At 36.6% G+C, this 15407-nt stretch carries 19 protein-coding genes; all 19 read left to right on the plus strand.

The window, feature by feature from the left end:
* Positions 1 to 141 precede the first annotated feature (141 nt).
* The gene (locus tag DW114_RS10010; protein WP_117453613.1) at positions 142 to 2238 is read left to right on the plus strand and encodes a peptidoglycan D,D-transpeptidase FtsI family protein; all 2097 of its coding nucleotides are present in this window, start codon (positions 142 to 144) and stop codon (positions 2236 to 2238) included.
* Positions 2239 to 2303: 65 nt separating this feature from the next.
* A complete protein-coding gene (gene rpmG, locus DW114_RS10015; RefSeq protein ID WP_002609076.1) occupies positions 2304 to 2453 on the plus strand; it encodes a 50S ribosomal protein L33 in 150 nt (49 codons plus the stop codon).
* Between the two features lie 41 nt (positions 2454 to 2494).
* Complete coding sequence (locus tag DW114_RS10020; protein ID WP_117453614.1) at positions 2495 to 3112, plus strand: MBL fold metallo-hydrolase; 618 nt, start codon at positions 2495 to 2497, stop codon at positions 3110 to 3112.
* Between the two features lie 87 nt (positions 3113 to 3199).
* Positions 3200 to 4192: an ATPase, T2SS/T4P/T4SS family gene (locus tag DW114_RS21655; protein ID WP_117453615.1), complete on the plus strand. Its 993-nt coding sequence runs from the start codon at positions 3200 to 3202 to the stop codon at positions 4190 to 4192.
* The gene (locus DW114_RS22140) at positions 4083 to 5138 is read left to right on the plus strand and encodes a type II secretion system F family protein (protein WP_117453616.1); all 1056 of its coding nucleotides are present in this window, start codon (positions 4083 to 4085) and stop codon (positions 5136 to 5138) included. Before DW114_RS21655 ends, DW114_RS22140 begins: the two co-directional genes overlap by 110 nt.
* A gap of 22 nt (positions 5139 to 5160) precedes the next feature.
* On the plus strand, positions 5161 to 5463 hold the full coding sequence (comGC, locus tag DW114_RS10035) for a competence type IV pilus major pilin ComGC (protein WP_117453617.1): 303 nt from the start codon (positions 5161 to 5163) through the stop codon (positions 5461 to 5463).
* The gene (gene comGD / locus DW114_RS10040; protein ID WP_158552229.1) at positions 5453 to 5836 is read left to right on the plus strand and encodes a competence type IV pilus minor pilin ComGD; all 384 of its coding nucleotides are present in this window, start codon (positions 5453 to 5455) and stop codon (positions 5834 to 5836) included. The genes comGC and comGD overlap by 11 nt, the downstream gene beginning before the upstream one ends.
* Positions 5826 to 5990, plus strand: coding sequence for a hypothetical protein (locus tag DW114_RS21260; protein ID WP_158552228.1), 165 nt, complete (start codon positions 5826 to 5828; stop codon positions 5988 to 5990). The genes comGD and DW114_RS21260 overlap by 11 nt, the downstream gene beginning before the upstream one ends.
* Positions 5962 to 6357 (plus strand): prepilin-type N-terminal cleavage/methylation domain-containing protein, encoded by a 396-nt coding sequence (locus DW114_RS10045; RefSeq protein ID WP_158552227.1) that lies wholly within the window; start codon positions 5962 to 5964, stop codon positions 6355 to 6357. The genes DW114_RS21260 and DW114_RS10045 overlap by 29 nt, the downstream gene beginning before the upstream one ends.
* On the plus strand, positions 6290 to 6751 hold the full coding sequence (locus tag DW114_RS10050) for a hypothetical protein (RefSeq protein ID WP_147322625.1): 462 nt from the start codon (positions 6290 to 6292) through the stop codon (positions 6749 to 6751). The genes DW114_RS10045 and DW114_RS10050 overlap by 68 nt, the downstream gene beginning before the upstream one ends.
* Before the next feature lie 46 nt (positions 6752 to 6797).
* A complete protein-coding gene (locus DW114_RS10055) occupies positions 6798 to 7127 on the plus strand; it encodes a hypothetical protein (RefSeq protein ID WP_117453621.1) in 330 nt (109 codons plus the stop codon).
* 72 nt (positions 7128 to 7199) lie between these two features.
* Entirely contained in the window at positions 7200 to 7763 is a 564-nt protein-coding gene (efp, locus tag DW114_RS10060; protein WP_117453622.1) for an elongation factor P, read from the plus strand.
* A 114-nt stretch (positions 7764 to 7877) separates the two neighbouring features.
* The gene (locus DW114_RS10065; protein ID WP_117453623.1) at positions 7878 to 8840 is read left to right on the plus strand and encodes a hypothetical protein; all 963 of its coding nucleotides are present in this window, start codon (positions 7878 to 7880) and stop codon (positions 8838 to 8840) included.
* Positions 8840 to 9502, plus strand: a complete 663-nt coding sequence (cmk, locus tag DW114_RS10070; RefSeq protein ID WP_117453624.1) for a (d)CMP kinase — start codon at positions 8840 to 8842, stop codon at positions 9500 to 9502. Before DW114_RS10065 ends, cmk begins: the two co-directional genes overlap by 1 nt.
* 44 nt (positions 9503 to 9546) lie before the next feature.
* Complete coding sequence (der, locus tag DW114_RS10075; RefSeq protein ID WP_117453739.1) at positions 9547 to 10857, plus strand: ribosome biogenesis GTPase Der; 1311 nt, start codon at positions 9547 to 9549, stop codon at positions 10855 to 10857.
* A gap of 4 nt (positions 10858 to 10861) precedes the next feature.
* A complete protein-coding gene (locus tag DW114_RS10080) occupies positions 10862 to 11860 on the plus strand; it encodes an NAD(P)H-dependent glycerol-3-phosphate dehydrogenase (protein ID WP_117453625.1) in 999 nt (332 codons plus the stop codon).
* Positions 11861 to 11977: 117 nt separating this feature from the next.
* A complete protein-coding gene (locus tag DW114_RS10085) occupies positions 11978 to 13570 on the plus strand; it encodes a peptide chain release factor 3 (protein WP_117453626.1) in 1593 nt (530 codons plus the stop codon).
* 42 nt (positions 13571 to 13612) lie between these two features.
* Positions 13613 to 13795, plus strand: a complete 183-nt coding sequence (locus DW114_RS10090; RefSeq protein WP_117453627.1) for a (2Fe-2S)-binding protein — start codon at positions 13613 to 13615, stop codon at positions 13793 to 13795.
* Between the two features lie 95 nt (positions 13796 to 13890).
* Entirely contained in the window at positions 13891 to 15369 is a 1479-nt protein-coding gene (gene spoIVA / locus DW114_RS10095) for a stage IV sporulation protein A (RefSeq protein WP_117453628.1), read from the plus strand.
* The last annotated feature ends 38 nt before the right edge of the window (positions 15370 to 15407 follow it).

Here is a 15407-nt window from a genome sequence, read left to right on the forward strand (position 1 = left end):
CGGTGCTAATGTTTAATTATTTTTAAGACATTTTCATTTTTGCTTGACATGAAGAAAACAGAAATGAAAACCTTACAAAATTCTGAACTTGTAGCAACTCAAAATCATTTATGATATACTAAAGGACAGGAGGTGAATGCCTTGTTAAGAAATCCATTTCGTGACTTGGATCAAAAAAAATTAAGACGCAGCTCTGATGCATTAAAGACGCAAAATGATTATTATAAAATCGTAAATAAACGAATTGGTGTCTTTGCACTTGTGATTATACTGGTATTCTCAATTGTAGTAGTACGCCTTGCATTCTTACAGATACGAGGAGAAGAAACCTATACTGCAAAGTTAGAAAGCTATACAAGTAAAAAGCAGACAGACATGACACCACGTGGTATGATTTATGATCGTAATGGGAAAGTTGTTGCTGGAACTGTATCCGCATTGAATATTACATACTTTCCACCAAAGAACACGACAAGTGATGAACAGTGGGAGCTGGCACAAAAATTTGCGAAACAGTTTAAAACCAATCATGATCGTTTTACACTAAGCGATTATCAGGATGCCTATTTATATTTACATACAGATGCAAATGGTAAAAAAGATAATGGAAACAATTTGTTATCAGGTAATGAATTAAATCTTGGCAGCGCTGACGCAGAAAAACTAAAACGTGAACGTATCACGCAGGAGATGGTAGAAAAAGAATTTTCTGAAGAAGATTTAAATGCCTATGCAATCTTTGGTGCGATGCGTCGTGCCCCAAGCAGCCAGTTAAAAGTTGTTTTGGAAGATGTAGATAAAGAAATCGTATATTATCTGGAAGAACATAAAGATGAATATCCAGGATTTGATGTCGATATGGGTGGATGGAAACGTGAATATCCATATGGATCAACATTTAGAGATGTATTAGGTGGTGTATCAACCAGTGTACAGGGAGTACCTAGTGAATTAAAAACGTATTATGAAGCAAAAGGTTATTCCATGGTCGATCGGGTAGGTATAAAAGGACTTGAAGAACAGTACGAAGATTTATTGACAGGCACACGAAAAGTCAGTGAAATCACATATGATGAAAACGGCATTGCTGTTTTAAATGAAATCAACAGTGGTAAAAATGGCTATGATTTGCATATGAGCATTGATATTGAACTACAGAAAAAAGTTGATGATGTCCTTGAAAAGGTGTTAAAAAATGCAAGCAATGACAGCCGCCGACAGTATTTTAAAAATGCGTATGTGATCTTGATGAATCCACAAACCGGTGAGATTTATGCGATGAGTGGAAAAGCAAAAGGGGACGATGGCAAAATCACAAATTTTGCGACTGGTAATTATAAAGCTGGTGTTGTACCTGGGTCTATTGTGAAGGGTGCGACAGTATACATGGGACTTACAGAAGGTGTCATTGACGCAAACACCATATTTATAGATGCGCCAATTGAATTCAAAGGATCTCAGATAAAAGCATCTTATCAAAATCATGGTCCAGTCAATGCAGTAAAAGCTTTATCTGTATCCAGTAACGTGTATATGTGGTACACGGTTATGGCATTAGCTGGTGTAAACTATGTGCCAAAAGGCCCATTGATTGTAAACGATTATGCAGGAATTGTTCGTTTGATGCGTTCTTATTATTCTATGTTTGGATTAGGTACAAGTACAGGATTGGATGTTCCTGATGAAACATCAACTTCATTTGTTGGTAACAGTACCGATGTCGGTAAATTTTTGGACTTTGCGATTGGACAGTATGATCTTTACACACCAATTCAGATTGCACAATATGTATCTACGCTTGCCAATGGCGGCAAGAAAGTACAGCCAAAGCTTGTGAATACAGCTACAGAAGTCAATAGTGATTATGTGGTATATAAAAATGAAACAACAATTCTTTCAACATTAAAAGGCAAAGAAAGCGATTTAGATGTTGTCAGAGCAGGATTTCATCAGTGTGTTTTAGATGGTAACTGTGGTGGCGCAATCAAAAGTTTACCTTATGATATCGCTGCGAAAACAGGTACTGCCGAAAGTGCAGAACATGGTGGTAAAACAACCAATGCGGCTTTGATTGGATGGGCACCATATGAAAACCCAACATTAGCTTTTGTTTGTTTAGCACCGGATTCAGATACCAATATAGGTACGAACCTTGCAGGTAATATCTGTTATCAGGAAATTATGCCAGAAATCATTCAAGATTTCTTTAAAAAATATCCAATTGACAAGAAAGATTAAAAAGTATTAGCATTTTCCGATATTGTATGTTATAATTTTCTAGCACTAGTACGAGGAGGGTCAACATGAGAGATAGAATTACATTCAAATGTTCAGAATGTGGCGAAGAAAACTACATTGGAACACGTAATAAACGTAAAAATCCAGAACGTATGCAAATTCAAAAATATTGCCCACGTTGTAACAAGAAAACTTTACATAAGGAGAAAAAATAAGAAGGGCCAAAGACTTGGTCTTTTTTATTATGTGAAATGATATGAAAAAGATAGAAACATATGTATTAGGCATGGTGCAGGTAAACTGTTATGTACTATGGCAGGATAATCATGTATTGATCATTGATCCAGGAACTGCCTCTTCAAAATTGATGAAAGATATTGATGATCGAGGCGGTATTGTAGATGGCATCGTTTTGACACATGGACATTTTGATCATATTGGTGGTGTTGATGCGTTGGTAGAGCATTATCATTGTCCGCTCTATATGAATGCATGGGATAAAGACATGTTGAAGGATGCGTATTTGAATGCTTCTGGAGCAATGGGACTTCCTGAAATCATTGTGCATACAAAACCACAGTTCCTAGATGCAGGTAAGCATACAATTGGCGTGTTTGAATTTCAGTTTATTTATGCGCCAGGACACAGCAGTGGCTGCAGTATGATTTTATGGGATGAAAATCTGTTTAGCGGGGATGTTTTATTTGCGGGAAGTATTGGCAGAACAGATTTGCCAGATGGTGATATGGGCAAAATGCGAAATAGTTTACGTATATTCAAAGATTTAGATCCATCTATTAAGATTTATCCAGGACATGGTCCTGTGACTGATTTGAGATGTGAATTACAACAAAATCCGTACTTAAATATGTGAAAATGAAGGAATTTTAAAATTTCTTCATTTTTTTTAGGATTTTCACCTCCTTTTTACGTATATGTATTAATAGGAGGTGATTTTTTTATGCAAGAGAAAATGAATCAAATGCTTCGTCTTGCGCAACTGCATCATGCGACAGATATTCACTTCGTCATGAAGAAGGAGAAACTGTCGGTTAGTATGCGCGGGCTGTATGGAATGGAGGAAATCTATTCACCAGCCCTGGATGCTTCTTTATTTCATTATTTGAAATATTTAAGCAATCTGGATTTAGGAAATCTCAGTGTGCCCCAGAGTGGAAATTTTCAGTACACGTATGAGGGGAATCTGTTGTATTTTCGTTTTAGTCTGTTAACAACTCTACATATGCAGACTGCTGTGCTTCGTATATTAAACAATCACAGTGAAATTGAATTAAAAGATCTTACCAAAGATCAAGCCCAGCTACAGAGCTTTATGAACTGGACCAAAACAAGGAGTGGGTTAATCGTGTTATCTGGTCCTACCGGCAGTGGAAAGACAACTACTCTGCATGCAATCTTACATCAGATTGCTAATGATCATCATTTACAGGTCGTATCTTTAGAAGATCCTATTGAAATCTTTGATGACAGCTATCTACAATTACAGATTAATGAAAAAAACAATTTTTCTTATGAAGAGGGAATCAAGCAGCTCATGCGACATGATCCAGATGTCATCATGATTGGAGAGATTCGTGATCCTAGCAGTGCCAGGATGTTGCTTCGTAGTGCTCTTAGCGGACATTTGATTTTCACAACGATACACGCAAAATCCTGTAGTGAAGCAATCAAACGATTAAATGAGTTTGGCTTAAGCAATGAAGAATTAACACATACGCTAAGTGCAATCGTGAATCAGCGCTTATATCCATCAGCGAACGGAAAGGGGAGAGTGTGTATTTATGAAATCATGGAAAAAGAAGAACTGCAGTACTGCCTTGCCCATGGACAAAGCAAAAAAACTTATCGAGATATATCTGCCAACATTTGCGCGGCTGTTTCAAAAGGGTGGATTAAAGAAAAAGACGCATCCTACGATCTTGTCACTGAATGAACAGGAGTTTTATTTTCTAAGTGAACTATTGAAAAAAGGATATCCTTTGCTGGAGGCTTTATCCTTTCTGAAAAAGGATGAGGAAAAGGTGAAAGCGGCATTGGAGAATGGACAAAGTATACAGGATATATTTTTGGCTCACCATAAAGGGCGCTTCTATATGCATTTTGCTTTCTTTTTAGAAGTATCGTCTTTGGCAGATGCGATAGAAAGTGCGTTACATATGATGTCTTTTGAGAAAAACATTAAGAAAAAGTTAGTGAAGCAATGCAGTTATCCTTTGTTTCTTCTGGTATTTGCTTTTGTGATTCTGGTGTTTTTTTCACGCTTTATCATTCCCCAAATGTTAAACAGTTTTGATGCTGGAGATGATTTTCAGTTGCTGATATCTTTATTATCCATACTACAATACGTGTTTTACTTGTTTCTGGCGATGGTTTTATGTTTGGCGGGTTTCTTTCTGTATGGAGCTTTTCGTCCACGCAAACAAAGCGTATGGCTTTATCAGCACCACCAGCACATTCCTTTATTGAAAGATATTTTATCTTACCAACTGTCTGGCTATCTTTATGAACTGGAGGCCAAAGGGATCTCCACTAAGGCTGCCTTTCATTATCTGCTGCATTTAAAAAATACATCTATATTGCATCATTTTATGAAGGATATGATCTTCGCTTTGGAAAGTGGTGCCCAGTTACATGAAACCATGGAGAAAAGCACATTGTTAAGTGACGCATTTAAACAGATGTTTTTTATTGGCGCCCATAACGACAATATCTGTGAAATGATGAAGCTGTTTATGAAACAACAGGAACTGTATTGGGAAAAACTGATTAAAAAAGCCGGTATGGGGATTCAATGCCTTGCTTATGCGTTTATCGCATGTATGGTATTAAGTGTTTATCAGATCATGTTAATTCCTTTACAAATGTTAGATACAATGTAGAAAAGAAAGAGAGAACATACATATGAAAAATAATACAAAAGGTTTTACAATTTTAGAGATGATGATTGTTTTATCCATTATTGCACTGGTATTCTTATTAACACTCCCTAACATTCAACAGAAAGAAAAAATCATTCGTGATCAGGGATGCAATGCTTTACAAAAAGTAGTGGACGGACAAATTTTGCTTTATGAAGTAGACAACTTGACGCCTCCCTCCAGTATGAATGATCTCATACGCAAAGGATATTTAAAAGAATCACAGAGAAGATGCCCTAGTGGGGATATGATAGAAATCGTCAATGGTGAAGCACGTGTCAAATAAAGGCTTCACTTTGATGGAAATGCTGGTAGTACTATTTGTGATCAGTATGCTGGTGGTTATTTTTCCATTAATTAAGCCACAGAAACAAATTCAGTTAGGATATGAAATGCAGACAATCAAGCAGCTGCTGTTACAGACACAAGTATCGGCAGTGAATGAACACAGGGAAAAGATGGTGAAAATCTCCTCTAATTCCATGCTTTATGATCATAAGCGCTATACCTTTATGGATGGCATGGATTGTGCTCCTACAACCCTTTATTATTATGCAAACGGAAACGTCAGTCAGGCTAAGACCATTCGCTGTAACTGTCAGGGTAAACAAAAAAGTTTAGTTATAGAACTTGGAAGTGGTGCCATTTATGTCCGATAACAAAGGGATGATTTTAATAGAAACTCTGTTATTGTTTGTGATCGTTTCAATTTTACTGCTGATTATGACTTCCTGCATCTTATCTTTACATCAATTGAATGATACCGAAAGGGGATTGTATCAAAATGAAGAAATACAAAGGCTCTATGAATAATGGATTCACAATGGTTGAAGTGCTGGTGGCACTTTCCTGTTTATCTTTATGTCTGCTTTTATTTAGCGGCGTTTGTGGCTTACTACAAAAGGCATCCGATGATACCCATCAAAATGATGATATCATTGCCATACGGCAGTTACGAATGCTGTTTGCACAGGGATATGATATGCAGTGCGGTAATCAAGAGTGTACCTTTCGTTATCATGATTCAGATATCACATTAAAATTGCATAATCACCGGCTTGTGAAAACACCAGGATATGAAATCTTTGTAAAGGATATAAAGGAGGGATATTTTGCACAAGAAGGAAATTGTATCACATTCCACTGGAATAAGCAGGAAACGACGCTGTATTGCGAATAAACAGGGCTTTGTGTCTATTTACGCACTTGCTGTTTTATGTATTATTCTATCCTTTGTGACCTATTGTGTCATGAAAACACAAACTACGGCATTATTGATAAAACAAAGCAAACAGCATATCATTGAGTTATATTGTATCCATCAGGCAAAAGATAAGTTGAAAGAAACTTTGACAGATGAAAAGGAAACCAGTGAAGAATCAAAAGAAATTGATTTAGATGAACAATCTTTGAAAAAGGTAGAAAAAGTAACAAAGAATTATCAGGGCACAACAATAACTTTTAGCTATACAAAAGAAAGTGTAAATATCAGCTATCGTTTAAATCATATAGCTTATGCTATGGACATTTATGTAAATGAACAACATGAAATAATGGATATCCGCTATACATAGGCATAAAAAAAACAAAACAAGGAACAATAAAAGGGGAGGTGATGTTATGCTGACACTCAGTATTACAACATTATTTTTTCTATTATTTCTATTTCTTGGCAATGTGCTTCAATTCTTAAATGCACAGGCATACTGGATGATGCCAATCTTTCTTTTGCTGTTATGGGGTGTTTCCTTTTTCTATAAAGAAGCAAACACAAAATCTATAGAAGGAAAAGATTTTCTGTTTACTTTGATCATCACTTGGATTTTCTATCTTTGCTACCAGCTGATGGGGTTTACAATTTCCAAAGTATTTTTTACCTATTATTATCTTGTAGTCTTTCTATGTGTAGAACTTTACGCAGATAGTATTCGTTTTAAAAGCCTTATTTAAGAAAATATTTGACAAAAATGCGAAATGCATTACAATATAATAGGATAAATTAAGGAAAGGTGAATACAAATTATGATAAGCTCAAATGATTTAAAACCAGGTATGACAATTCAGCAGGATGGTGATATCTTCGTAGTCTTAGAACAGAGTCAGAACAAAACAGCACGTTCTGCCATGGTTGTTAAAGCAAAAGTAAGAAACCTTCGTACAGGTTCTAACGTAGAACTTTCTTGGGGTGGAGGAGATAAAATCCAGCCTGCTCGTATCGATAAAAAAGAAATGCAGTATTTATATGATACTGATGATGCTCTGGTATTCATGGACAATGAAACTTACGAACAGATTGAAATTCCAAAAGATCACTTAGAATGGGAAATCAATTTCATGAAACCAAATGACAATGTCATGATTTCTATGTTTGAAGGTGAAATCTTAGGTGTTATCCTTCCAGATAAGGTAACATTACAGGTTGTTGAATGTGAACCAGCTGTAAAAGGCGATACTGCAACAAGTGCACAGAAGAATGCTGTTGTAGAAACTGGATTACAGGTAAAAGTACCTTTATTCATCTCTCAGGATGAAATGATCGTCATCAATACAGCAGATGGTAAATATTCTGGCAGATCAAAAGACTAAGAAAACTCATACGAGTTTTCTTTTTTTCATAATTTATAAAAGAATTGCATATCTTTTGTATTCAAGCAAGCTAATTTTTGATATAATAAAGTTTAGGTTGGGAGGTTTACCAATATGGAAAAATTGTCACGCGTTAAAAAATATGAAGAACTTAGAAAATCAATCGAAACTGATAATCATGTAGATAAGAAAGAAGAAGCTACTTTACATAATGATGATACCTTAAAACGTTTTGATTCCTCCGTGCTGAAGAAAGCTGAAATCAAAGAAGATACTTATCAGCCAGGACGTGAAAAAGTAATCGAGGAAGTAAAAGAAGAAACTGGTTCACAAGGGGAAGAAGCCGGTTTCACAAATGAATATCTGGACGATTTTATTCGTGAAGTTCGTCAATATAATATTCGTAAAGGCACAAGAGAATGTGAAAATACACAAGTGGATATTTTAAATCAGCTGAATGCTGTCAATCGTGCAAAACGGACACAGTATGTAGAAAAAATTGAAGATGAAGTAAAAGAAGAGCCAATGGTTTCTACACCTGTGAAACAGATTTTGAAAAAAGAAGATATTGCGTTAGAAGTACAGAATCTTTTAAGAGAAGAAGATGAAGTAGAGGATGAAGAAGAAGTTAAAGAAGAAACACCAGTTTCAGCTGAGGTGAATGAACAGGCAGAAATGGATGTTGAGCAAACATTGTTGATTAAGGATTCCTTTTCCCATCTGGATGATGAAATCGAAGATACTTCAGATGAAAGTGAAGAAGAAATAGAAGAGGAAGAAGAACCAGCGCCTAAAAAACGAGGCTTTTTCAAAAAGAAAAAAGAAGAAACAGATGATGAAGAAGAGGAAAATGATGATATTCCTGTTTCTCCAACCATCCATAAAAAGCTGTTAGAAGAAACGCAGCAGCTTCGTGTACAAATGGATGAATATGAAGATGAATTAACCGATTTAAGTGATGGTGTAGAAAAAACAAATAAATTATTGAATTTTGTATTATGCTTTTTGATTCTGGTATTGTTGGTAATTATCGGATTCATTGCATACTCTTTATTAAAAGCCGGAGGTAAGATTTAATGAATAGAATTAATATCGCAATTGATGGACCTAGTGCTGCAGGGAAAAGCACAATCAGTAAACTGTTAGCCAAAGAATTAGGCTATGCCCATTTAGATACTGGTGCCATGTATCGTTGTGTTGGTTACTATTCCAAAGTGAAAGGAATCGATGAACATGATGAACAAGCACTTGCGGCAATGATTGATGATATGCAGATTTCCTTTGACAGTATGGGGAATGTATTCATCAATGGAGAAGATGTTTCCAAAGCAATCCGTACCAATGATATGAGCATGCGTGCAAGCAGTGTCAGTGCCCATCCTATGGTTAGGGAAAAGCTTGTGGAAATGCAGCAGAAGATTGCGAAGGATAAAGGATATATTCTTGATGGACGTGATATAGGAACAGTTGTACTACCTGATGCCGAAGTCAAGGTTTATATGATTGCAAGTGTAGAAGCACGTGCAAAAAGAAGATTTAAAGAATATGAAGAAAAACATATCGAAGCAGATTATGATGAAATCTATCAGGATATTGAGAAACGTGATTATCAGGATATGAACCGTAAGACATCTCCTTTGAGAAAAGCGGACGACGCGAAAGAAATCGATACCAGCGATATGACGATTGAAGAAGTCGTAAGTGCCATCCGTAATCTGATTCAACCATGTATTGAATAACAGGAGGTGAAGTTTCATCAGCATGCAGCTGATGAACAATGTATATGATAAATGGTATAGTAGCAATTGTCGGAAGACCAAATGTAGGAAAATCCACGATCTTCAATCGAATGATCGGTGAGAGAAAAAGTATTGTAGAAGATACGCCGGGTGTTACTCGTGATCGTATTTATGGTAAAGCAGAATGGTTAACAAAAGAATTTCGTATCATTGATACAGGAGGAATTCAGTTAGCTGATCAGCCATTCCAGGAAGAAATTAAAATGCAGGTAGAAATCGCCATTGATGAAGCAGATGCGATCGTATTTGTGGTAAGTGGTAAAGAAGGCTTGACACCGGATGATGAATATATCGCAAGATTATTACAGCGAAGCGGCAAGCCGGTGATTCTTGCAGTTAATAAAGTAGATAACCAGCAGTTGAATGATTCTATTTATGAATTCTATGCTTTAGGCTTAGGCGATCCTATCGCCGTCAGTGGTGTACATGGTATTGGTATTGGTGATGTATTAGATGCTATCATTCAAAGTTTCCCAAAAGAAACGCGTAAAGAATATGAAGGCATGACAAGATTTTGTGTCATTGGACGTCCAAATGTTGGAAAAAGCTCTTTGGTAAATGCCATTTTGAATCAAGAAAGAGTTATCGTCAGCAATGTAGAAGGTACAACAAGAGATGCTATTGATACACCTTTCAAACGGGAAGGAAAAGACTATGTCGTCATTGATACTGCTGGTATCCGTAAGCGTGGGAAAGTATATGAAAACATTGAAAAATATTCTGTCCTTCGTGCCATGAGTGCAATTGAGCGAAGTGATGTTGTGTTGGTTGTGATTGATGGAGAAACCGGTATCCGTGAACAGGATAAACATGTCGCAGGATATGCCCATGAAGCTGGTAAAGGTGTTATCATTGTGTATAATAAATGGGATACGGTAGAAAAAGATGAACAGACCATGAATAAAATCACAAAAGAAATCAGAACACAGTTTTTGTATCTGAGCTATGCGCCAATTCTGTTTGTATCCGCTAAAAACAAACAGCGTATTCAAACGATTTTACCAGAGATCGATAAAGTACATGATTATTCTTTGATGCGTATTCAAACGAATGTATTAAATGAAGTGTTGATGGATGCACAGTTGATGACGCCTCCACCAACCCATAATGGAAAACGTTTAAAAATCTATTATGCATCCCAGGTTGCAGTAGCACCGCCAACATTTGTGTTATTTGTGAATGAACCTGAGTTATTACATTTTAGTTATCAACGTTTCCTTGAAAACCGTTTACGTGAAGCATTCAGTTTTGAAGGAACAACGTTAAAGATAATCGCAAGAGAAAGAAACAGGTGATAAAATGAAGATCGTAGTCGCAGGAAGTGGCAGCTGGGGCTGTGCACTGGCACAAGTATTATGTGATAATCATGTGGATGTCATGGTTTATGGAAATAATCCAGCAGAAATCAATGATATCAATGAAAATCATCGCAATTCAAAGTTCTTTGAGGATGTAGAACTACATCATGATTTAAAAGCAACTATGGATTTAAATGTATTCCATGACGCTGATGTTGTCTTGTTTGTGGTACCTACTATTGCAATAGAATCTGTATGTAAACAGATTGATCCAATTCTAACAAAGAAGATCATTGCGGTAAATGCATCCAAAGGATTTCATCCTCAGACAAATGATCGTATGTCCAATGTTATTCGCGCCAATATTTCAAAGGAACATTTAAGCAGTGTCGTATCCTTGATTGGTCCAAGTCATGCTGAAGAAGTGGTTATCCGTATGTTAACAACAATTTGTGCGGTATCCTTAAATGAAGAAGATGCGAAAACCATTCAGAAACTATTCAGCAATGATTATCTTCGTGTATATCGTGGCGATGATGAAATCGGCAGTGAAACAGGAGTGGCATTAAAAAATGCAATTGCTGTTGCTAGTGGTGTATTGTATGGCTTAGGCTATGGAGATAATACAAGAGCAGCTTTAATTACACGTGGCTTGGCGGAAATGATTCGTTATGGGGTAGCCATGGGTGGCCGAAAAGAAACATTTATGGGAATGACAGGTATAGGTGATTTAATTGTTACCTGTACAAGTAAGCACTCACGTAATTTCCAGGCTGGATATGATATAGGAAAACACAACAGTGCAAAATACTTCTGGGATAACAACACAAAAACCGTTGAAGGTGTGCGTACAGCAAAAGTTGTACATGATGTAGCACATGAAAAGGGTATTGATATGCCAATCATTGAAGAAATTTACAAAGTGCTGTATGAAGATAAAGATCCAAAAGAAAGTGCAAAAGATTTAATGCTTCGTGATTTAAAACATGAAATGATATAACAATGTAGAAAGAAACGTTATAAATACTTGCGTTTCTTTCTTTTTGGCTAGATAAAGCCGATAATTAATGGTATAATAACTAACGCTGAATGAAAATTTTTCAGGGAGGAATGCAATATGTCTGATTTACAAAAAGAAATCAAGCGAAGAAGAACCTTCGCCATCATATCTCACCCGGATGCCGGGAAAACTACGTTGACTGAAAAACTATTGCTGTATGGAGGAGCCATCCTTCAGGCAGGTAGTGTAAAAGGTAAAAAAGCCAACAAACATGCTGTCAGTGACTGGATGGAAATTGAAAAACAAAGAGGTATCTCTGTTACTAGTTCTGTATTACAGTTTGAATATAATGACTTCTGTATCAATATTCTTGATACACCAGGGCACCAGGACTTTAGTGAAGATACTTATCGTACCTTAATGGCCGCAGACTCTGCCGTGATGGTCATTGATGCCAGCAAAGGTGTCGAGGCACAGACAAAGAAATTATTTAAAGTATGTTTATTACGCCATATTCCTATTTTCACTTTCATTAATAAAATGGACCGTGCTGCGATGGATCCCTTCAAACTGCTTGAACATATCGAATCAGAACTGGGCATGGAAACTTACGCTATGAACTGGCCAATTGGTTCCGGTAAAGAATTCAAAGGAGTTTATGAACGTGACCATAAACGTATCATCGCATTCCATGGTGGAGATCATGGTATGAAAGCCGCAGAAGTTACAGAAGGCAGCTTAGAAGATGAAACATTCCGTTCTGTATTAGGTGATCATTTCTTTGAAAAGCTGAAAGAAGATAGTGAATTGCTGGATATTGCCAGTACACAATTTGATAAAGACAAAATCAATCATGGACAGATGACGCCTGTTTTCTTTGGTAGTGCGTTAACAAACTTTGGTGTAGAACCATTCTTAAGTCATTTCCTTGATATGACAACATCTCCACTTCCAAGGGAATCATCCATTGGGGAAATTGATCCATTTGATGAACGTTTCTCTGCCTTTGTATTCAAGATTCAGGCCAACATGAATAAAGCACATCGTGATCGTATCGCATTTATGCGAATTTGCAGTGGCCGCTTTGAAAAAGGCATGGAAGTCACTTTGATGCAACAGAATAAGAAAGTGAAACTATCACAACCGCAGCAGTTTATGGCACAAGATCGTGAAATCATCGATGAAGCATATGCAGGTGATGTAATTGGTGTCTTTGACCCAGGAATCTTTTCCATTGGCGATACCTTATGTGATCCATCTATGAAATTTGAATTTAAAAAGATTCCAACCTTTGCGCCTGAACACTTCGCACGTGTAACACAGCGTGATACCATGAAACGTAAACAGTTTATCAAAGGAATTACACAGATTGCCCAGGAGGGTGCAATTCAGGTATTCCAGGAAATCAATATCGGTATGGAAGAAATCATTGTTGGAGGCGTAGGTGTCTTACAGTTTGACGTATTGGAACAGCGATTAAAGAGTGAATATAATGTTGATATCAAACTAGAAATTCTGCCATATCAATGTGTTCGCTGGATTGATGATCAAAGCATTGATCCAAATACATTGAATTTGACAAGCGAATCAAAACGTGTTCGTGATTTAAAAGGCAGAAATCTGATCATCTTCATGAACAACTGGGGAATCAAATGGGCAACAGAACAAAATAAAGGCTTAACATTAAGTGAAGTAGGTAACGCTGAATAAACAATGATCAAAAGTTCATACTAAATACGAGGAGTGTTAGATATGAATGATGAAGATATTGTTTGTTATTGCCTTGGTGTCAGTGTAAAAGACATCAAAGATGCAATAGCTTCCGGCTGTCAAAACTTTGCACAGGTACAGGAAAAGACAGGTGCAGGAACAGTATGTGGAGCATGTAATGATGAAGTTGAAGCATTAGTTGCTCAATTATTAAATCAGAAATAAGTCGATGAAAGAAAACATCGGCTTTTTCTTTTATTCAAGAGGCATAAAACATGAACAGATATCATAAGTTTAGAGTGACTAAGGGAGGATAAACAATGAATACCACAGAAATTTTAAAAAATATAGCACAGAGATGCGGTGGTGATATATACTTAGGTATCGTAGGCCCTGTACGTGTTGGAAAATCAACTTTCATCAAAGAATTCATGGAAAAAGCAGTCATTCCTTATGTGAATGACGAATATGAAAAAGCACGTATGATCGATGAACTGCCTCAGGCAGGCGTTGGAAAGACCATCATGACCACCGAACCCAAATTTGTGCCTAATAATGCCGCTACAATCGAATTTGAAGATGGATTTACTGTGAATGTACGTCTTGTGGACTGTGTAGGTTATGTAATACCGGAAGCCAAAGGATACAAGGATGAAGATGGTATCCGTATGGTAAGAACACCATGGAGTGATGAAGCAATGCCTTTTAATGAGGCAGCCAAAATCGGTACACAGAAAGTTATTCAGGATCATTCAACGATTGGCATTGTTGTAACAACGGACGGCAGTATTTCCGATTTATCTAGAGAAGCTTATATTGAGGCAGAAGCAGAAGTCATTGATGAATTAAAAAGCATTGGAAAACCATTTATTGTAGTTGTAAATAGCAGTGATGTAAATTCACTGGCATGTAAGGCAGTTGTAGATAAACTAAAAGAAAAATATGAAGTACCTGTACTTGCAATCGCAGTTAACAATATGAGTGAAAATGATGTCCACGATATCCTGAGAGAAGCACTATATGAATTCCCAGTTTCAGAAATCAATATCAACATGCCACAATGGATTGCAGTATTAGATGATGAACACTGGCTAAAGAAAAGCTTTAATCAAACGATTCAGGACAGTATGTCCAGTGTAGAAAAATTAAAAGAAGTTGAAAATATCAAAGATGTATTAAATGAAAATGAATATATCGATAGCAGTAATATTGCGACAATTGATACAGGTGCAGGGGTTGTGAATGTTGATATCACAATAAAAAACGGACTGTATAATGAAATACTCAAAGAAATCATTGGTGTAGAAATCAAAGATAAAAGCGAATTGATTGCATTGATGCAGGAATACAGCAAAGCCAAACGGGAATATGATACGATTTCCAGTGCCCTTAAAATGGTAAAACAGACAGGCTATGGGTTTGCCAGTGCTTCTTTACAGGATATTGAGTTAAGCAAGCCTGAAATCATCAAGCAGGGAAGCCGCTATGGCGTGAAATTAAAAGCGATAGCACCAAGTATTCATATGATAAAAGTCGACGTAGAATCAAGCTTTGAGCCGATTATTGGCAGTAAAGAACAAAGTGAAGAATTAATACGTTATCTGCTAAGAGATGAAGGAAACGATGATGGTTCTATCTGGGACAGCGATATTTTTGGCCGCAAATTAAGTGATCTGATTCGAGATGGTTTAAACGCAAAACTATCTATGATACCGGAAGCTGCAAGAATCCGTTTACAAGATATTCTGACGAAGCTTGTGAATAAGGGGAAAGGAAACGTTATCGCAATCGTTTTATAAATTATAGAAAAATGATGTGATTTCTTAATTCTTATTTA

It is taken from the genome of Absiella sp. AM09-50, from assembly GCF_003433845.1.
GTDB classification, from domain to species: Bacteria; Bacillota_I; Bacilli_A; order Erysipelotrichales; family Erysipelotrichaceae; genus Hoskinsella; species Hoskinsella hominis.